The sequence below is a fragment of the Vibrio sp. B172a genome (genome assembly GCF_030248355.1).
Classification (GTDB): Bacteria; Pseudomonadota; Gammaproteobacteria; order Enterobacterales; family Vibrionaceae; genus Vibrio; species Vibrio owensii.
This window is the reverse complement of sequence record NZ_JAHGAC010000007.1, coordinates 128,951-148,381: the sequence shown is the minus strand read 5'-3', so window position 1 is coordinate 148,381 and position 19,431 is coordinate 128,951. Positions and strand designations below refer to the sequence as shown.

Sequence of the window (19,431 nt, the reverse complement as noted above, 5' to 3'; positions counted from 1 at the left end):
TTTGATGAATAAAATAAGTTATTTTTCAAACAATTTAACAGGAGTAGATTTCTGGTTATTTGATTGAATACACAAACAAACATGTTTATACGTGATGCTTGTCACGGGGATTTATCAATTCACTTCACAATTACTTCGCAAAGTAAAAAAATTATCCCGTTATAGAATTTCGGAGTGCAAGATGTACATGGCTCAACCGGGCCATATTGATCATATCAAACAGGTCAATGCTGGTCGTGTATACAAACTAATTGACCTGAAGGGTCCAATATCTCGAATCGATTTGTCCAAGCAAAGTGAGCTTGCGCCTGCGAGTATCACTAAGATCACTCGAGAGTTGATTGAAGCCCATCTGATTCATGAGACTACTGTTCAGGAAGCGACGAGCCGTGGCCGTCCTGCAGTGGGTTTACAGGTCAATAATGAAGGTTGGCAATTCTTGTCGATGCGCTTAGGGCGAGGTTACTTGACCATCGCACTGCACGAGCTTGGCGGTGATGTTCTTATCGATACCAAAATCGATATCCATGAACGCGACCAAGACGACGTGCTTGAACGCTTACTCTACGAAATTGATGAATTCTTCCAAACCTACGCTGATCAACTCGATCGTGTCACCAGTATTGCGATTACTTTGCCTGGCCTAGTGAACTCAGAGCAGGGCATCGTATTGCAAATGCCGCATTACAATGTTGAGAACTTGGCGTTAGGCCCAGAAATCTACAAAGCAACGGGCTTACCTGTCTTTATTGCCAACGATACGCGTGCTTGGGCGCTGGCAGAAAAGCTGTTCGGACATTCGCAAGAGAACGATAACTCGGTGCTTATCTCCATCCACCATGGCTTAGGTGCGGGTATCATCTTAGATGGTCGCGTGCTGCAAGGTCGTCACGGTAACATCGGCGAACTTGGCCATATCCAAATTGATCCAAACGGCAAGCGCTGTCATTGTGGCAACATTGGTTGTCTTGAAACGGTGGCGAGTTCGCAGGCAATCCGCGAAGAGGTGGTTACTCGTATTGCCAACGGTGAAGCTTCTATTCTTGCTGAGCACGAAGAAATGAGCATCGAGAGCATTTGTGAAGCGGCGGCGAACGGTGATCCTCTTGCGGTTGATGTGATTGAAAAATTAGGCCGTTATTTAGGCTCTGCGATTGCGATCGTGATTAACCTATTCAACCCAGAAAAGATTTTGATTGGTGGGGTAATTAACCAAGCCAAAGATGTGCTTTATCCTGCAATTCGCCGTTGTATCGAAGAGCAGAGTTTACCTGTTTATCATCAAGACCTTGAGCTGGTGGAATCTCGCTTTTATAAGCAAGCGACGATGCCGGGCGCTGCGCTAGTGAAGCAGGCGCTATACGATGGACAACTGTTGATGAAGGTGATTGAAGGTTAATCTTTCCTGCATCAACTCAACTTGAAGAAAAGGGTGAACGTTACAGTTCGCCCTTTTTTGATCTTCTCAGTGCCGAAAACGCCAATCTGGGCGCTGTTTCATTGCTATATCTATAGCATTAATGTAATTTTCGTAAGTAATGTAGAGCACTCATACAAAAGGTTTACTTTGTTGTTTCAACACGGTTTTCTGTAAAGAGTGATAGGTTGTCGTTCAAAGTTAGGTAGTGGTATGTCCGGAGTGTTAAATACGGTTGATCAGCGTACGAATCTAGTAGGTGAAAACCGACTGGAACTTTTGCTGTTCACACTGAATAGTCGCCAATTGTTTGCGATTAACGTTTTTAAAGTGAAAGAGGTGATTAAGCTGCCTCCACTGACTAAACTCCCGGGCTCTCATTACAACATCCGTGGTGTCGCGTCTTTGCGCGGCGAAGCTGTGCCAGTGATTGATCTGCGTTGCTCGATTGGTTTCCCACCACTGCGTGGTGAAGCAGAAGAAGAAAATTTGATCATCACCGAATACAACCGCTCTATTCAGGGTTTCCTTGTCGGGCCCGTGCGCAACATCATCAATACCGCTTGGACAGAGATTCAGCCGCCGCCATCGACATCTGGCCGCTCTAACTACCTAACCGCAATCACGCAAGTGAAGGACGGTGATTCATCACAAATCGTTGAAATCATTGATGTAGAAAAAGTGTTGGCGGAAATTGTCCATTACGACGTCACCATTTCTGATGGCATTTTAGATCAAGAGCTAGCTCAAGCCATGATTGGTCGTAATGTTCTGATTGTTGATGATTCTTCAACGGCCCGTAATCAGGTGAAAGATACCTTGTCTCAGCTTGGTTTGAACATCATTGAATGCCGCGATGGTCTAGAAGCATTGACGGTCCTTAAGCGTTGGTGTGATGAAGGTAAAGACGTCGAGAAAGAACTGCTGATGATGATCACGGATGCAGAGATGCCAGAAATGGACGGTTACAGACTGACGCATGAAGTGCGCTCTGATCCTCGAATGTCCAAACTGTTCATTACGCTGAACACCTCCTTAAGTGGTAGTTTCAACGAGGCCATGGTGCAGAAAGTGGGCTGCGACCGCTTTATTTCTAAGTTCCAACCGGACCTTCTCGTCGAAGTTTCACAAGATAGAATGCGTCAAGTTTTATATACGGGCGTTAATTAATCGGCGAAGAATTAATCCATAAGAGTAGGTGATTAATTGAACTGCGATTGCTATACTATTTTACATATTTCTGACAATGAAATATGTAGGTATATCACGTCACTTTTCACCTATTAACCTAGGGTACTTCCGTTTAATGATATGGCTAACATCTAAAGTCATTATGACTTTATCCTTGTTACTGTATAGGAAATACAAGAGTAAGCGTACGGAAACGATGGCTGAGGATTAATTCAGCAGAATCGAAAAAGGGAGGGTTTACCTCCCTTTACTTTTTTCGGCGAAATGTGTTTTCCAGCCCCCAAAATATGATGATTTAATGGAAGTCGCGCGACTTACTTTTTAGCTCAGCAAGGTTGTGTGTACAATCGATGAGCTTCCCTGCAATTATATGTGTCACTTCTCCTTCTCTTTCTAAAATCCCTTTAACCATCAAGACTTTTGAAGTGAGATAAGCTTGTTTCTGAGCGCGTGCGGTTGCTCGCCAGACCACCACATTAATATTGCCCGTATCGTCTTCTAAAGTGAAAAAAGTCACACCTGCTGCGGTGCCTGGAGATTGCCTACCTGTCACGACACCGACGACCGTCACTAAAGATTTATGCTCCTTTTCAACTAACTGCTTCATCCGAGTAAAGCGCGGTAACTTTCCAGCTTCTTCTAGCAAAGTTATCGGATGGCGACTCAGTGACAACCCGGTACTGGCGTAATCTTCAATCAAGTTCTCGTATTCAGAAGGTTGAGCTTGGTAATTCGCCATTGGTTCTTCCATGTGATTGAACAAGGGTAAATCTGATAACGAATCCATCGCAGCCCAACGAGCGTTATAGCGATTACCTGAAAGGATCTGAAACGCATTGGCAGAAGCGAGCAGTTCAATATCACGGCGGTTTCTTAAGATCTGTTTCACCTCTTGAATAGAGCGATACCCAGTTGTTGGTCGGCGCTCAACCAATCGAGAAGCGCTTTCTTGATTAAAGCCCTTTACTAAACGAAAGCCCAGTTGTACCCCAAGACGGCCATTAGGACGTTTGACCAAATGGTGTTGATACGAAGAGTGATTGATGCAAACAGGCAGTATTTCGACACCGTGTCGGCGCGCATCTTGAATCAATTGCGAAGGGCTATAAAACCCCATTGGTTGACTATTGAGTAGGGCAGTATAGAACTCAGCAGGATAGTAAAACTTCAACCATGCAGAACAGTAAGCCAATACTGCGAAAGAGGCTGAGTGGCTTTCTGGAAAACCGTATTCACCAAAACCGCAGATTTGATCGAAGATTCGCTCCGCAAATTCCAAGTCATAACCACGCTCACGCATCCCATCGATAAGTTTCGGTTTGAACTTGGCAAGATCGCCGTTCTTCTTCCATGCTGCCATTGCTCGGCGCAGTTGATCGGCTTCACCACCACTGAACCCAGCGGCGACCATCGCGAGTTTGATCACTTGTTCTTGGAAAATCGGCACGCCCATAGTGCGCTCTAGTACGCTTTTCACTTCTTCAGATGGATAGCTGATCGGCTCTTCACCGTTGCGCCTTTTTAGAAACGGATGGACCATATCACCTTGAATTGGGCCCGGGCGGACAATAGCAATCTGTACGACTAAGTCGTAGTAACGTGCGGGCTTTAAGCGTGGCAACATGCTCATCTGTGCGCGAGACTCAATTTGGAATACGCCAACAGTATCGGCTTTTTGGATCATGCGGTATACGTGCGGATCGTCTTGCAGACGCGTGATCTCAGCAATCGACAGGGATCGCTGGTGGTGCTTCTCGACCAATTGAAAGCATTTACGGATCGCATTCAACATGCCGAGAGCAAGAACATCGACTTTCAACAGCTTTAAGCTTTCTAAATCATCTTTATCCCATTGAATAATGGTGCGATCTTCCATCGAAGCATTCTCGACAGGCACCAGTTCATACAAAGGGCCAGATGAAATCACAAAGCCACCTACATGCTGAGATAAATGGCGTGGGAATCCGATGATCTCGTTCACTAACTGGATAAACTGTTGGCCTTTTAACGACTCTGGTTGTAATCCCAATTCGATGATTTGCGCTTGCCAACCTTGGCTACGATCACGGCGATTGACGTTTTTGATGAAGAAGTCTAGCTGAGTTTCTTCAATCCCCAACGCTTTGCCCACTTCACGCACGGCGCTTTTAAAGCGATAGCTGATAACGGTTGCTGCCAGAGCGGCACGCTCGCGCCCGTACTTTTTGTAAATATATTGAATCACTTCTTCACGGCGCTCGTGTTCAAAGTCGACATCAATGTCTGGTGGCTCTTTTCGTTCTCGGCTAATAAAGCGTTCGAACAATACTGAGATTTGTCTAGGATCGACGGCAGTGATTTCTAAGCAGTAGCACACTACCGAGTTTGCCGCAGAGCCTCGCCCTTGATAGAGAATGCCTTGCTGCTTAGCGAACATTACAATGTCGTGAATGGTCAGAAAGTAATAATGATATTCCAGCTCTTCAATGAGGGTTAATTCATTCTCGATGGTCTGATGAATGTCTGCGGGAACACCTTCAGGGAAGCGCAGTTTTTTACCACGCTCGACCAATAGACGCAGATAAGAGGTTGGAGTGTGAGCGTCCGGGATGAGCTCTGTTGGGTATTCGTATTTCAGGTCTGAGAGGTTGAATTCGCACAAGCTCGCAATATGGGTGCTTTCTGCTAACCATTCGGCTCTGTAAATTCGAGACAGTTTGTTCAATGGACGCAATGCCCGTTCGGCATTGGATAAACGACCAAAGCCGAGCTTATCAACGCTACAACCGTGTTTTACTGCTGTCAGGACATGTTGTAACGGTAAGCGTTCAACAGCATGCATCAAAACGCCACCACAAGCGGTAATCGGTAATTGGAACTCGTTTGCTAATAATTCACAGTGTGTGGTGTAGGCATCATCATCACCACCTAAATGACGCTGAACCGCGACCCATAAGCGATGAGCATGATGCTGCTGGAGCCAACGTCCCCAATAATGGTCATTCTCTTGATGAGTCGGGAGCCACAAAACAAGACAGTGGCGAATCGACATCAAATCCCACTCAGACAGTTGATAAGCGCCTTTCTCGCTGCGTCGTCTTGCATTGGTGATGATACGGCACAGCTCAGCGTAAGCTTTACGGCAAGGGCAAAGCAGCACGACTTGGCACTCGTCATTGAGCCAAAACATGCTGCCGACGATTTGTTTGATGTCGAGTTTGTGTTGCTCGATGGTCGCATGGGCTTTCACTACGCCCGCAACTGAGCACTCATCGGTGATCGCAATGGCTTGATAGCGATAAAACGCCGCCTGCAGCACCAACTCTTCTGCATGAGAAGCGCCAGTGAGAAAGGAGAAGTTGGACTGACAAAACAGTTCTGCGTAACTCATAACGACCTAATAAAAATAACTGTCGATTTAACAAAAATAGCCATGGAGAAACCAGTGCTTGTGTTGATCGCGAAATACCCATAGCCAGCGACCTTGTTTGGTGTGCGCAATGTAGTAATCACGCATGATCTCGTCACCATCCCACCATCCAGAGACAATCCGTTCAGGCCCATGCACTAGAGAGACTTGCTCTTGTAGCGAGATAGGGGCGGGTAATTGCATCGCTGGGCGCAGCAGAGCAGGGATGGTGTTAATCGGGACATCCGGCTCATCGGCTGGGCGATATTGACTGGCTTTCTCTGGTCTTGGATCGCAGGCTATATTGGGTTTGAGTACCGCGCTTTTGCCCAACTTAGCTTGCAGTAAAGAGAGCAGCTCTAACGCGTTCATTTGCCCTTTTTGCCCGGCAAAGAAATCTCGTGCGGAGCTTAAAGGTTCACCTTGGCGCTCTACTTTTAACGTCAGGCCGATAACAGGACCGTTTAACGTGACGGATTCCAAACTCAAACTCGCCAATTGTTGCCAGCGTTGGCACAAGTAATCGCCTTGCGCGGATGTGAGCTGAAGGTGCTGTGCTTGTTTGTCCCGCTGATGCAGGGTTAAACACAGCTCAAACGCGACTTTATCGCGCAGTTTGAGAAAGGTTTCGAGTTGACGAAGCAATTTAGCCAGTGGTTTCTCCACCCATTGGACGTTTTCAATCTCAAACAACAGTTCTAAATAGACTTGGAAGGATTCGGTTGGATGATAAAAGTCGACAGGATGCTTAAACTGCCCTGTCAGGCGACCAACATAGTTCACCAAATCAATGTCGAATCGACGCGCGATGTCTTGCAGTGGCAGTTCAAGTAACCCTTGCAGTGTGGTGACACCGACACGTTGTAGCTTCTCTACGGTAGTGCTTGATAAATCCGTTAATGTGAGCGGCAGCGGTGATAAGGCTTGTTGCATGACAGACCTATCTTCACTGATGAAATTCGCTCCTGCTAATGCCATCAATTTGGCAGAAAAAGGCGAAAAGCCACATCCGAATTGAAAACTCAGTTTCAGCTCCGATAAATGAGCACTGACTTTAGTCCAATAGTTTTGTAGCCCTTCATACAGATTAAGCATCGGGGTTGCGCGTAGCAGAATGCCTTGGTTTGGCATCAATACGACATCAGACGTAATCAAATACAGCCATTGAGCAATTTCTTGTAACTTGCTCAGTTCGGTTTGCGGATGATAAGGATGCACTTGCAAATCTCGGCACAAAGAAGCCGCGCTACCCAAGCCCATATTTGGCTTAATGCCTTGTTGCTCGGCAATCTCGTTGTATTGAATGATCCGACAACGTTGGCTTTCTACAATCACCACAGGCTGCTCTTGGTTATCACCAAAGAGTGCATCTAACTGTAGGCGAGGGAAGTGCAAATATATCCACAAAGCCATATCACTAACCTTGGTTCGCCAATGGGAAATTGACCACCGTGGATGGAATACGAGTTGTGCTTGGCATCACCAGTTGCGGATAGTGGTGCTGGAAGTTGATATCGACGCTACCTTTGCTCCAACCGCCTTTTCGTTTGAGAACTTCTACACTCACACCTTGCTCATGACCTTGTAGCTTCAGGCTCAATGAAACAGGCAAAGACAAGCGATTTGTCATGTTAGGTTTGAGCATAAACAGAGGGCAAGAGCCTTGCTCACTCGCCACTTGCAGGCGTTTTACTTGGTGGATCTCTAGCTCATCTTGCCATAGCAAAACGTTGGTACACACGCCGCTCTTGAGGCATTGCTCTGCTGCCCAAAGCGCATCGCGTTGATGTTCAGGCGTGATTACCCATACTTGGTTGATGTCCAAGCCAATGCTGTGTAGGAACAATGAATTCATCAACGCTGGTGGTTGAATGAATGCCGTCACCCCTCTCGAAAGAGACGCTTCTAAATAAGGCGCAAGCAAGCGCAGTTCGCCAATGCTGCCAACAGATTCCATTTCCACCACGCCATGAGGAGGAAAGCCGCCGCCAAGCAGGGCGTCGAGTTCAGGGAAACCTGAGCTATTAAGGAACTGATGCTCGTCCGCTTTGGTCAAATTTGCTTGCCAAACAAGGTGTTGGCTTTTTAAGTGTTGGATGATGTCTTGCATAAATAAATACCTGTATATATGTACAGTATATTTCTGTGATGGAAAGTCGCAAGATTTTTATAGGCAGAAATACGAAAAAAGGCAGCGTTTGCTGCCTTTTCAATCGATTATGTGAGGTGACCTGAAGAGGTTACTTACGCTTTGGTTGAGCGTCGATGCACTGACCGTTTACATCTGTAACCGCTGGGTCCATCAAGTGAAGGTAAAGCGGCATGATATCCAGTGGTGTTTTTAGTGTGTTTGCATCTTCACCTGGATAAGCTTTTTCACGCATTCGAGTACGAGTTGCACCTGGGTTAATCGCGTTAACACGTATTGGTGTATCGCTAAGTTCATCTGCCAATACTTGCATCATACCTTCTACGGCAAATTTGGAGATGGCGTATGAACCCCAGAAAGCACGGCCAGAATGGCCCACAGTTGAAGACGTAAAGATAATACGACCTGCATCTGAATTACGCATAATAGGCAGCAGCGCTTGAGTCATTAGAACTTCTGCTTTCACGTTAATCTGCATGATGTCGTCGAAGTCTTCTTCATTGATTTGCTCAAACGGGCACAGCGTGCTTAAAACGCCAGCGTTGTGTAGCAGGCCATCCAAACGACCAAATTGACCTTCGATGGTTTCTGCCATATCGATGTAGTGCTGTTTAGTTGCACCTTTCAGATCAAGTGGAATGATCGCGGGTTGAGGGTAGCCTGCAGATTCGATTTCATCATAAATGGATTCAAGGTTTTGAACGTTTCGACCAAGTAGAATCACAGTCGCACCGTGCTGAGCGTAAGAAAGTGCCGCTTGGCGACCGATACCATTGCCTGCACCAGTGACAAGAATGACTTTACCTTTTAGGGCATCTGCTGAAACGGAGTAGTTCACGGTAGTTAATCCTTATTATTGTATCTAATTCCGACGAACAGACGTCATCTTGGTGTAGAAATGCGCCTGTTTCTCAATGGAAAATCTTGGTAATCGTGACAAGTTGGTTACAATACACCAATTCATGTGTTATACCAATTCCAGAACGGTTGTCCGGTATGTTATTTGAACGCCATCAATCAGAACAAGAGGTTACCGATTTTCTTGCCTTCTCTCTGATTTTTCTACGTAACATATTGATGACTATTACTGGTATGAGATAGAGGAACTCTCATTGGAATTTTTATTAGATTACGGTCTGTTTTTAGCCAAGATTGTCACCGTTGTTGCGGCAGTGGTTGTGCTGCTGATTATTGCAAAATCAGCGGGTGGTAAATCGGGCGCTGCGAAGGGCGAATTGGAAGTCACTAATCTTTCTGAACGTCACAAAGATGCAATCGAACAATTAGAACATCACTTACACGATGAGGCTTTCCTCAAAGCTCGCGATAAAGCGGCTAAGAAGGAAGAGAAAGAAAAGAACAAATCTCGCGAGAAAGAAATCAAACAAGCGAGCAAAGAAGGTTCTCTTGATAGCAAGCGCGAACCGCATCTGTTCGTGTTGGACTTTAACGGCAGTATTGATGCAAAAGAAGTGGGCTCGCTACGTGAAGAGATCACTGCAGTATTAGCAGTTGCTCGTGAAGGCGATGAAGTGCTACTTCGTCTAGAGTCTGGTGGCGGCATGGTTCATGGCTACGGCTTGGCATCTTCTCAACTTGACCGAATCAAAGCAGCCGGTTTGCCTCTGACGATTTCTGTCGACAAAGTGGCTGCAAGTGGTGGCTACATGATGGCATGTGTGGCAGACAAGATTGTTTCAGCTCCGTTTGCGATTGTAGGTTCTATCGGTGTTATCGCGCAGATCCCTAACTTCAACAAACTGTTGAAAAAGCACGATATCGAATATGAGCAGCTAACAGCTGGTGAGTACAAACGCACACTAACGATGTTTGGTGAGAACACCGACAAAGCGCGTGATAAGTTCAAACAAGAACTTGAAGAAACACACGTACTGTTCAAAGACTTCATCAGTGAACGTCGCCCAGCGCTAGAACTTGAAAAAGTCGCAACAGGTGAGCACTGGTTTGGTACGCAAGCGAAAGAGCTAGGACTGGTAGATGAAATCAGCACTTCCGACGATCTAGTTGTCGCAGCATGCAAAGAGAAAACCGTACTAGCAGTGCACTACGTGCAAAAGAAAAAACTGGCAGACAAGCTTGCCGGTGTTGCAAGTAAAGTGGCTGATAGTGTCGTACTTAAACTTGCAGAACGTGGTCAAAAGCCAATTGTGTAATGCTTAAGAAATAACAACAAAAAAAACCAACTGTTTAGTTGGTTTTTTTTGTTTCAGCGGTGGGTTATTAGTTCAGCTCTAACCGTTATTGTTTCAGTTCTAACTGATAGAAGCTTGCTTGAGCATAATCACCCGCTTCCATGCCGCGCCATTCACAGTCTGAACTGCTCTTCTTCGTATTACATTGGTTGTAAGCGCCGGCTTTGTAATACATCCAATCGTTACCATAGCCTTGGTCTACTTCATGACCTTGGTATTTGCCTTCTGCTAAATTCACATCAAATGTCTTAGTGACTTCATTTTTCTCACCAGGATTCTTAGTGAAAGTCAGGTGCATGATGTCACCTTCCACGTTGACGCTGTATGAGAAGATTTCACCCAGTTTGATACCGTCTTGTGGGTCTGCGTCGCCTTTACGTAAGTTGTATTGTCCGAATACGTTGTGGCGGATGTCTTGGCGAAGCTTCTTACCATTTTCATCTTTCGCGTCTTGAAGTTCTTTGGTTGGGTTTAACTCGTAGTTCCATGAAAGAGATCCGTATTCATGTTCAGGCAGTTTGCGGTAAGAAATCTTTAAAGGCTCATTGTCAGAACCATGAATTTGTCCAATAACAACAGCGAATGCACCATTCTTTTTGTAGTTACCACTTGTACTGACTTGGTCAACAGACAGGGTCGCGTTTAGCTCGCCACCAATTGCACCGTACTCAGCAGCATTTGGGTGAGAAGCGACGACAAAGTTGTTTTTTGGCTCACCGTAGTGTGTTGCCAGCATGGCACGAAGTTCACTACGAGTGTTCTTACTATTAGGAGTGGTCGGTGCTTCATTTGGTGCAACAAAAACCACGGCGCCTGTTTCTTTGTTGGTATAGAACCACTCAGGGTGAACATAAGGGTTTTCTGTATTGCCCAACTCATCTTTGGCTATTTCTAATGCTTTACCTTTGCGTTCACCTTCTTTAGTCAGTTCAGGCAAGGTAATTTTCCAATTCGTCATATCAAAGTTTTGAGCTGGAGCCTTTGTCGGATCTAGCTCATATTTGCTCGCCAATTCATTGGATGAAGTTGCAGCCATAGCAGACGCAGAGGCAATGCTGGCAGCAAGAAAAGTAAGCGCTAATTTCTTCATATTGTGTTCTCAATTTTTATAGGGTCGTCGATAAGATGATTTAATATACAATAATATTGTATTACTAATTTGTGATCGGGTCGGAAAAATGAAACTTAGAGAAAATTTGCCATTTAGTATTGCGCTTTAAAGAGAAAGAATCAGAACAGAGAAAACGACAAATTCTGAACCGGGGAGAGGGCAAAGAAATGGTATCCTGAGACTATTAGGTATATACTCCCGCACCGTAAAATTAAGAATGAAATGAATTTGGGTGGCAGCACCGAAATTCGCACATCAACGTGGAGAAAAACATGTCCTCTCAAACTCCGGTTGTTACCGTAGATGGACCTAGTGGTGCAGGTAAAGGCACTTTATGTATGTTGCTAGCGAAGAAGTTAGGCTTTCAACTTCTTGATTCTGGCGCTATTTACCGTGTTCTTGCACTCGCAGCGATTCACCACGGCGTAGACACTGAGTCAGAAGATGCGCTTGTTCCACTGGCTACTCACCTAGACGTTCAGTTTGTTGCTGAAGGTGACCTAGTAAAAGTGATTCTAGAAGGCGAAGATGTCTCTGGTGAACTTCGTAAAGAAGAAACGGGGATGGCAGCGTCTAAAGTGGCTGCACTGCCACGCGTTCGTGAAGCATTATTGCGTCGTCAGCGTGCATTTGAGACCGCTCCGGGTCTGGTTGCTGATGGTCGTGACATGGGTACGGTTGTATTCCAAAATGCACAAGCGAAAATTTTCCTTGATGCGAGCGCAGAAGAGCGTGCAAATCGACGCCTTAAACAGTTGCAAGATAAAGGGTTAGATGTTAGATTTGCTGACCTTTTGAGCGAGATCCAAGAGCGTGACGACCGAGATCGTAACCGCCCAGTGGCGCCACTACGCCCTGCAGAGGATGCGCTTGTGCTAGATTCTACGTCGATGACTATCGACGAAGTAGTAGAAAAGGCACTACAATATATCGAATCGAAGCTAGCTGAGTAATTACGCTCGGCTAGGCTAAGAGCGTTGGTCGCAAGGATGATGACTGGCGAATTTAATAACCCCATGCGGTAGGATACCCGTGGACGTTTAATTTATTGAAGATTAAATAAATGACTGAATCTTTTGCTCAACTCTTTGAAGAGTTTCTAAACGAAACAGAATTCCAACAAGGCAGCATCGTTAAAGGTACTGTAGTAGCTATCGAGAACGGTTTCGTTCTTGTTGACGCTGGTCTTAAGTCTGAATCTGCTATCCCTGCTGAACAGTTCAAGAACGCTGCTGGCGAACTTGAAGTTGAAGTTGGCGCTGAAGTAGATGTAGCTCTAGACGCTGTTGAAGATGGTTTCGGTGAAACTCAACTTTCTCGTGAGAAAGCTAAGCGTCACGAAGCTTGGATCGTTCTTGAGAAAGCTTACGAAGAAGCTGAAACTGTTGTTGGTATCATCAACGGTAAAGTTAAAGGCGGTTTCACTGTTGAACTAAACGGTATCCGTGCTTTCCTTCCTGGCTCTCTAGTAGACGTACGTCCAATCCGCGACACTGCTCACCTAGAAAACAAAGAGCTAGAGTTCAAAGTTATCAAACTTGACCAAAAACGTAACAACGTAGTTGTTTCACGTCGCGCAGTTATCGAATCTGAGAACAGCGTTGAGCGTGACGAGCTTCTAGAAACTCTACAAGAAGGTTCTGAAGTTAAAGGTATCGTTAAGAACCTTACTGACTACGGTGCGTTCGTTGACCTAGGTGGCGTTGACGGTCTTCTACATATCACTGATATGGCTTGGAAGCGCGTTAAGCACCCATCTGAAATCGTTAACGTTGGTGACGAGATCCAAGTTAAAGTTCTTAAGTTCGACCGTGAGCGTACTCGCGTATCACTAGGTCTTAAGCAACTAGGCGAAGATCCATGGGTAGCAATCGCTAAGCGTTACCCAGAAGGTCACAAACTAACTGGTCGCGTAACTAACCTAACTGACTACGGCTGCTTCGTTGAAATCGAAGAAGGCGTTGAAGGTCTAGTACACGTTTCAGAAATGGATTGGACTAACAAGAACATCCACCCATCTAAAGTTGTTAATGTTGGCGACGAAGTTGAGGTTATGGTTCTTGAGATCGACGAAGAGCGTCGTCGTATTTCTCTAGGTCTGAAACAGTGTAAAGCTAACCCATGGCAGTCATTCGCTGAAGCACAAGCTAAAGGCGACAAAGTTACTGGTAAGATCAAGTCTATCACTGACTTCGGTATCTTCATCGGTCTAGAAGGCGGCATCGACGGTCTAGTTCACCTATCTGACATTTCTTGGAATGTTGCTGGCGAAGAAGCTGTACGTGAGTACAAGAAAGGCGACGAGATCTCTGCAGTTGTTCTAGCAGTAGACGCTGAGCGTGAGCGCATTTCTCTAGGCGTTAAGCAAATGGAAAACGACCCATTCAATGCTTACGTTGCTGACAACAAGAAAGGTGTTCTAGTTAACGCTACTGTAACTGCTGTTGACGCTAAAGGCGCTACAGTTGAAATCGCAGAAGGCGTTGAAGGTTACATCCGTGCTTCTGAAGTATCACGCGATCGCGTAGAAGATGCTTCTCTAATCCTAAGCGCTGGTGATGTTGTTGAAGCTAAGTTCACAGGTGTAGACCGTAAGAACCGCGTAATCAACCTATCTATCAAAGCTAAAGATGAAGCTGAAGAGCAAGAAGCAATGGCATCTATCAACAAGCAAGACGAAGCTGCTTTTGGTAATGCAATGGCTGACGCTTTCAAAGCTGCTAAAGGCGAATAATTTACTCGCTTAAGCTAAAAAGGAGCCGCAAGGCTCCTTTTTTATGCTTGCTACTTTCCGAGTAGTAATACTAATGTTGATAAACTATGCTAAAAAAAGACATTTTTTGATTGCGCATTTTGTGTAAAATTTGTCTAGAATTGATAGCAAGTGTTTGTTGGAATTAGTATTACTTACTATAATGAGTGATAAAGATACTCAAAGAGGGCAACTATGACTAAGTCTGAACTGATTGAAAGACTCTGCGCTGAGCAAACACATTTATCAGCGAAAGAGGTAGAAGATGCTGTAAAAGATATTTTAGAGCACATGGCCTCTACACTAGAGAGCGGTGACCGTATCGAGATCCGTGGCTTTGGTAGTTTTTCTCTTCATTACCGCGAACCTCGCGTAGGTCGTAACCCTAAAACGGGTGATAAAGTGGAGTTGGAAGGTAAATACGTTCCTCACTTCAAACCAGGTAAAGAGCTTCGTGAGCGCGTAAATATCGATAGCTAAGGCTCTCTTATTAGTTTGAAAAAGCGGCATACTCTCGTGTATGCCGCTTTTTTATAACTAGATTATTGGTAATATACATGGTCTGAAGAAACATTTTACTGCATAATCTTACCTACTTACTCCTCGAAGGGTGATGTAACATGAAAATTATAAAAATCATTGCTGTTTTAGCTCTCTTTTTAATTGCACTGGCTTTAGGTTCTCAAAACCAAGAGATCGTAACCTTTAATTATCTTCTGGCGAAAGGCGAGTTCCACCTATCAACGCTATTGGGTGTGGTATTCGTGGTTGGCTTTGGTCTAGCATGGGTTATCTTTGCTAGCATCCAATTTAAGACTCAACTTCAAGTTCGTCGTCTGAAAAAGAAACTTAAAAAGTATGAGCCCGCTGAAGCAGAGAAACCTGCAAAACCAGCAGTAGAAAAACAGGCATAAGGATAAGGCTTAACTTTAATGCTTGAACTACTCTTCTTGTTATTGCCGATAGCCGCCGCTTATGGCTGGTACATGGGCCATCGCAGCGCTCAGCAAGACAAGCAGAAGCAATCTCATCAAATATCCCGTCAGTATGTGACGGGTCTTAACCTGCTCTTATCTGATCAGTCAGATAAGGCGGTTGACCACTTTATTGAATTGCTCCAAGTTGACAACGAAACGATAGATACACACCTAGCGTTGGGTAATCTTTTCCGTTCTCGTGGTGAAGTCGACCGTGCAATTCGTATCCACCAAAACCTCATCTCCCGTTCTGGGCTCACTCTAGATCAGAAAAACTTAGCGCTTCAACAGCTCGCGAAAGACTATATGGCGTCCGGCTTTTTAGATCGCGCTGAGAAAATCTTTGAGCAATTGGTGGAAGAACCCGATCACCGTGAAAGTGCACTTCAGCAACTTGTCACCATCTACCAGCAAACGCGTGAGTGGGAAAAAGCCATTCACTACGCCAACCAACTGGCTAAGATGGGTAAGAAGCGCACTCGTATTCGCGCCAATATTGCGCATTTCTGGTGTGAGCTGGCCATGCTTGATCAAGCCGATGGCAATACCAGTAAAGCGATTCAACACTTTAAAAAAGCACTATCAGAAGATCCAAAATGTGTGCGTGCAAGCATTGCGCTTGGTCGTATCTATCTTGAGTCAGAAGACTACAAACACACCATCAAATATCTGACGGGCGTGCTTGAGCAAGATAAAGATTTCATTAGTGATGTTCTACCGACCATTGCAGAGTGTTATCACCACTTAGGCCAAGAAGACGAGCTGGTGGAATTCTTGCGTGCGTGTATTGATAAGAAGGCGGGCGTATCGTCTGAGTTGATGCTAGCGCAGCTTGTCGCGCATCATGAGAGCGTTGGGGCAGCACAAGAGCTGTTGACCAAGCAACTATTGAAAAACCCAACTATGAAAGGCTTCTACCGCCTTATCGACTACCATATCGCTGAAGCAGAGGATGGTCGTGCGAAAGACAGCTTGTCGACGCTACAAGCGATGGTTGGTGAACAGTTAAAAGTTAAACCGCATTACCGATGCAGGAAATGTGGTTTCTCCACCCATTCTCTTTACTGGCATTGTCCATCATGTAAAGGATGGGGGACGATCAAGCCAATCCGAGGATTGGACGGTGAATAATTTTAATGCAGCTGGCAGAGTTTCTGTCCGCTGCATTTTTTTGACCTTTATTTAATAAGAACCAAAAACAGTTAGGAGATGAAATGATCGACCAAAAAGTTATTGTCGCACTGGATTATGATAACCAAGCAGATGCGCTTGCGTTTGTAGATAGAATTGATCCTGCGTCATGTCGCCTAAAAGTAGGCAAGGAAATGTTTACGCTATTTGGTCCTGATTTCGTACGTGAGCTTCATCAACGTGGTTTCTCTGTATTTCTAGACCTGAAGTTTCACGATATCCCGAATACGTGTTCAAAAGCAGTTCGCGCTGCGGCTGAACTGGGTGTATGGATGGTGAACGTACACGCGAGTGGTGGTGAGCGCATGATGGCGGCATCACGTGAAATTCTTGAGCCTTACGGTAAAGACCGTCCGTTGCTGATTGGTGTGACAGTATTGACCAGTATGGAGCAAAGCGACCTTGCCGGTATTGGCTTGGACGTTGCGCCTCAAGAGCAAGTGATTCGTCTAGCTACGCTGACTAAAAACTCTGGCCTTGATGGCGTGGTGTGTTCAGCGCAAGAATCTTCTTTGCTTAAGAATGAATTGGGTAAAGAGTTCAAGTTAGTGACACCTGGTATTCGCCCAGCAGGTTCTGAGCAAGGTGATCAACGCCGTATCATGACGCCAGTAGATGCAATTCAAGCAGGCTCTGATTACTTAGTGATTGGTCGTCCAATTACTCAAGCAACAGATCCAGCGGCTGTGCTTAAGTCTATCAACGACAGCCTAGCGAACATGTAAGCCTAGTTTGGGGCTAAAACGAAAGGTGAAGTGGTAAACACTTCGCCTTTTTTATTTCCTGTAACACAAACATGCTCAACATAAAGACACTATATCGCAGGGCTGGAATGGCTTAGCGGATGGTACTGTTATGATCACACTTCTCTAACATAAATCGCTGTGATAGTCGGAATGTGCAACCATGTGTTATGGATGGGTTGCGTTACAAATGTGTAACGAATACTATGGAGTGGATGCATTCACTGCGTTGTAAGGTCAGGATGACCTAGTGAAACTCTCTGATATTAATACGGAAGTGGACAGGACTTCACTTTGTATTCGCTCCCTTTATTTTCTTTGCTGTGTATCGCGCGCAGTCATTCTGAGATTCACTTGTTGTCGCTCTTCCTGCCGCACTGCGCAAACACAACAAGGAAGAAAACAATGATAAAGACCCTGCCATTTTCGGCACTGGCAATGTTGGTTGCAGGAAGTTTTCAGCTAAACGCAGCTGAGTTACCTGCAGATATCGAATGGACTTCGAACAACAACGAACCACTTTTTGCTTCAGAAGAAGCGGTTCGTGGTGGTACTTACCGCACTTCTATCCGTAGTTTCCCTCAAACGCTTCGTAGTGTTGGCCCTGATGCGAACTCAGGTCTTCGTCAGTACTTAATGGATGGCACGCCTAAACTGGCGCAACGCCATCCAGACACAGGCAAATGGATTCCACAGCTTGCGAAAGCATGGGCATTCGGTGAAGACAACAAAACCGTTTACTTCCAATTAGATGAAACAGCGAAATGGTCGGACGGTGAAAAGATCACGGCGGACGACTACGTGTTCATGATGAAGTACTACACCTCAGAAGACATCATTGATCCGTGGTACAACGACTTCTTTAAAACGAGCATCTTAAGTGTCGAGAAAATTGATGATTACACCATCAAAGTAAATCTTGCTGTGGAACAGAGCCAAGATGCGTTGATGGTTCTGATCAATATGCCAAGTAACGGCTTCCAACCTCGTCCAGAGCACTTCTTCGAGGGTGAAAAAGACGCGAACAACGATGGCATGCCAGACAACTTCGTACGTAAGTTCAACTTTAAATCTGAGCCGACAGCTGCACCTTACTACATTGATAAAGTGAAGAAAGGTAAGAGCGTGACATTCAAACACGTTGGTGAAGATTGGTGGGGCTACAACAACCGTTATTACAAAAACCGTTACAACGTAGACAAAGTCCGCATCACAGTCATTCGTGATGAAGACATCGCAATGAAGCACTTTGAGAAGGGTAATTTAGATTACTTCGAGATGGTACTACCAAACTTCTGGCACGATAAAACAGACAGTGAAGTGTACAAGAAAGGCTATGTGCAAAAATACTGGGGCTTTAACCAAGCACCTCAAGGTGCGGGTGGCCTCTGGATGAATACCGCGATGCCAATGTTGGATAGTCTAGAAGTGCGTAAAGGTATCATGGCGGCGACTGATTACGACGGTATGATCGAAAACATCATGCGTGGTGACTACTCTCGTAAACCACATGGCCTTGGTTTTGGTCATGGTGATTACGATGATCCAAACAACAAGCCACCGAAGTTTGATCCTGCAGAAGCGATTAAGCATTTCGAAAAAGCAGGCTTTGACAAGGTCGGCTCTGATGGTATCCGTGTAAACGACAAAGGCGAGCGTCTAAGTTTTGCAATTACCTACGGTTACAACTCACACACGCCGCGTATTGCTTACCTAAAAGAGCAAGCAAAACTTGCAGGCTTGGAGTTTACTCTGAATCTGGTTGATGGCTCTTCGGCATTCAAATACATCCTCGAGAAGAAGCACCAATTGGCGTTCTTGAACATGGGTTCTGGTGAGATCCCTGCGTACTGGGAATACTTCCACTCAGATAACGCGAACAAGCCACAAACGAACGCGCACACCAACTACAGCAGTCCAGAGTTAGATAAACTGATTGAAGCGTATGACAATGAGTTTGAACAGCAAAAACGTTACGATTTGTCGCGTCAGATTCAAAAATACGTGGGTGATGCGAACGTGATCGTTCCTGGCTACATGGTACCTTACACGCGTGATGTGCACTGGCGTTGGGTTAAGATCCCGAAAAACGGTATGACAAAAAATACTGAACGAATTCTTCACCCAATGGACATTGCGAACTTCTGGATTGATAAATCAGTGAAAGAAGAAACTGAGAAAGCGATGAAGGCGGGCAAATCGTTCCCTGAAGTGACGGTTATCGACGATCGTTATAAGCTTTCAGCGAATTAGTTGTTTAGTAAGTAGACAGTAAAAAACCCCGATGCTTGATTGCATC

Annotated in this window: 15 protein-coding genes; 10 read left to right on the top strand and 5 right to left on the bottom strand. The window is 45.3% G+C overall.

Annotated elements, in window-relative coordinates; all coding sequences use genetic code 11:
• Nucleotides 1-181 precede the first annotated feature (181 nt).
• The gene (locus tag KIT90_RS08635) at nt 182-1,399 is read left to right on the top strand and encodes an ROK family protein (protein ID WP_009707015.1); all 1,218 of its coding nucleotides are present in this window, start codon (nt 182-184) and stop codon (nt 1,397-1,399) included.
• Between the two features lie 231 nt (nt 1,400-1,630).
• Nucleotides 1,631-2,587 (top strand): chemotaxis protein CheV, encoded by a 957-nt coding sequence (locus tag KIT90_RS08630; protein ID WP_005439567.1) that lies wholly within the window; start codon nt 1,631-1,633, stop codon nt 2,585-2,587.
• Nucleotides 2,588-2,903: 316 nt separating this feature from the next.
• Here KIT90_RS08630 and KIT90_RS08625 read toward each other — a convergent pair whose 3' ends face one another.
• The 4 genes from KIT90_RS08625 to KIT90_RS08610 form a co-directional block, all read right to left on the bottom strand.
• Entirely contained in the window at nt 2,904-5,978 is a 3,075-nt protein-coding gene (locus KIT90_RS08625) for an error-prone DNA polymerase (protein WP_285376275.1), read from the bottom strand.
• A 27-nt stretch (nt 5,979-6,005) separates the two neighbouring features.
• Nucleotides 6,006-7,409 carry a DNA polymerase Y family protein gene (locus tag KIT90_RS08620; protein ID WP_285376273.1) on the bottom strand — a complete coding sequence of 468 codons (1,404 nt, stop codon included), beginning with the start codon at nt 7,407-7,409 and terminating at the stop codon, nt 6,006-6,008.
• Between the two features lie 4 nt (nt 7,410-7,413).
• The gene (gene imuA / locus KIT90_RS08615) at nt 7,414-8,106 is read right to left on the bottom strand and encodes a translesion DNA synthesis-associated protein ImuA (protein WP_009707012.1); all 693 of its coding nucleotides are present in this window, start codon (nt 8,104-8,106) and stop codon (nt 7,414-7,416) included.
• 130 nt (nt 8,107-8,236) lie between these two features.
• Entirely contained in the window at nt 8,237-8,983 is a 747-nt protein-coding gene (locus KIT90_RS08610) for a YciK family oxidoreductase (protein ID WP_285376270.1), read from the bottom strand.
• Between the two features lie 274 nt (nt 8,984-9,257).
• On the opposite strand from KIT90_RS08610, the gene sohB reads away from it, so the two are divergent.
• On the top strand, nt 9,258-10,319 hold the full coding sequence (gene sohB, locus KIT90_RS08605) for a protease SohB (protein WP_045480767.1): 1,062 nt from the start codon (nt 9,258-9,260) through the stop codon (nt 10,317-10,319).
• Between the two features lie 85 nt (nt 10,320-10,404).
• Here the strand turns inward: sohB and KIT90_RS08600 are convergent, their stop codons facing one another.
• Nucleotides 10,405-11,448: a polysaccharide lyase family 7 protein gene (locus tag KIT90_RS08600; RefSeq protein WP_285376265.1), complete on the bottom strand. Its 1,044-nt coding sequence runs from the start codon at nt 11,446-11,448 to the stop codon at nt 10,405-10,407.
• Nucleotides 11,449-11,741: 293 nt separating this feature from the next.
• Between KIT90_RS08600 and cmk the strand changes: the two genes are divergently transcribed.
• The 7 genes from cmk to KIT90_RS08565 all read left to right on the top strand — a co-directional run bounded on the left by cmk (nt 11,742) and on the right by KIT90_RS08565 (nt 19,385).
• A complete protein-coding gene (gene cmk / locus KIT90_RS08595; RefSeq protein WP_005438973.1) occupies nt 11,742-12,422 on the top strand; it encodes a (d)CMP kinase in 681 nt (226 codons plus the stop codon).
• 110 nt (nt 12,423-12,532) lie between these two features.
• Nucleotides 12,533-14,203 (top strand): 30S ribosomal protein S1, encoded by a 1,671-nt coding sequence (gene rpsA, locus KIT90_RS08590; RefSeq protein WP_005438969.1) that lies wholly within the window; start codon nt 12,533-12,535, stop codon nt 14,201-14,203.
• A 213-nt stretch (nt 14,204-14,416) separates the two neighbouring features.
• Entirely contained in the window at nt 14,417-14,701 is a 285-nt protein-coding gene (gene ihfB / locus KIT90_RS08585) for an integration host factor subunit beta (RefSeq protein ID WP_005438967.1), read from the top strand.
• 140 nt (nt 14,702-14,841) lie between these two features.
• Nucleotides 14,842-15,135, top strand: a complete 294-nt coding sequence (locus tag KIT90_RS08580) for a lipopolysaccharide assembly protein LapA domain-containing protein (protein WP_005431104.1) — start codon at nt 14,842-14,844, stop codon at nt 15,133-15,135.
• An 18-nt stretch (nt 15,136-15,153) separates the two neighbouring features.
• Entirely contained in the window at nt 15,154-16,329 is a 1,176-nt protein-coding gene (lapB, locus tag KIT90_RS08575; RefSeq protein WP_005438965.1) for a lipopolysaccharide assembly protein LapB, read from the top strand.
• 83 nt (nt 16,330-16,412) lie between these two features.
• On the top strand, nt 16,413-17,114 hold the full coding sequence (pyrF, locus tag KIT90_RS08570; RefSeq protein WP_005438963.1) for an orotidine-5'-phosphate decarboxylase: 702 nt from the start codon (nt 16,413-16,415) through the stop codon (nt 17,112-17,114).
• 423 nt (nt 17,115-17,537) lie between these two features.
• Nucleotides 17,538-19,385: an extracellular solute-binding protein gene (locus KIT90_RS08565; protein ID WP_285376259.1), complete on the top strand. Its 1,848-nt coding sequence runs from the start codon at nt 17,538-17,540 to the stop codon at nt 19,383-19,385.
• The last annotated feature ends 46 nt before the right edge of the window (nt 19,386-19,431 follow it).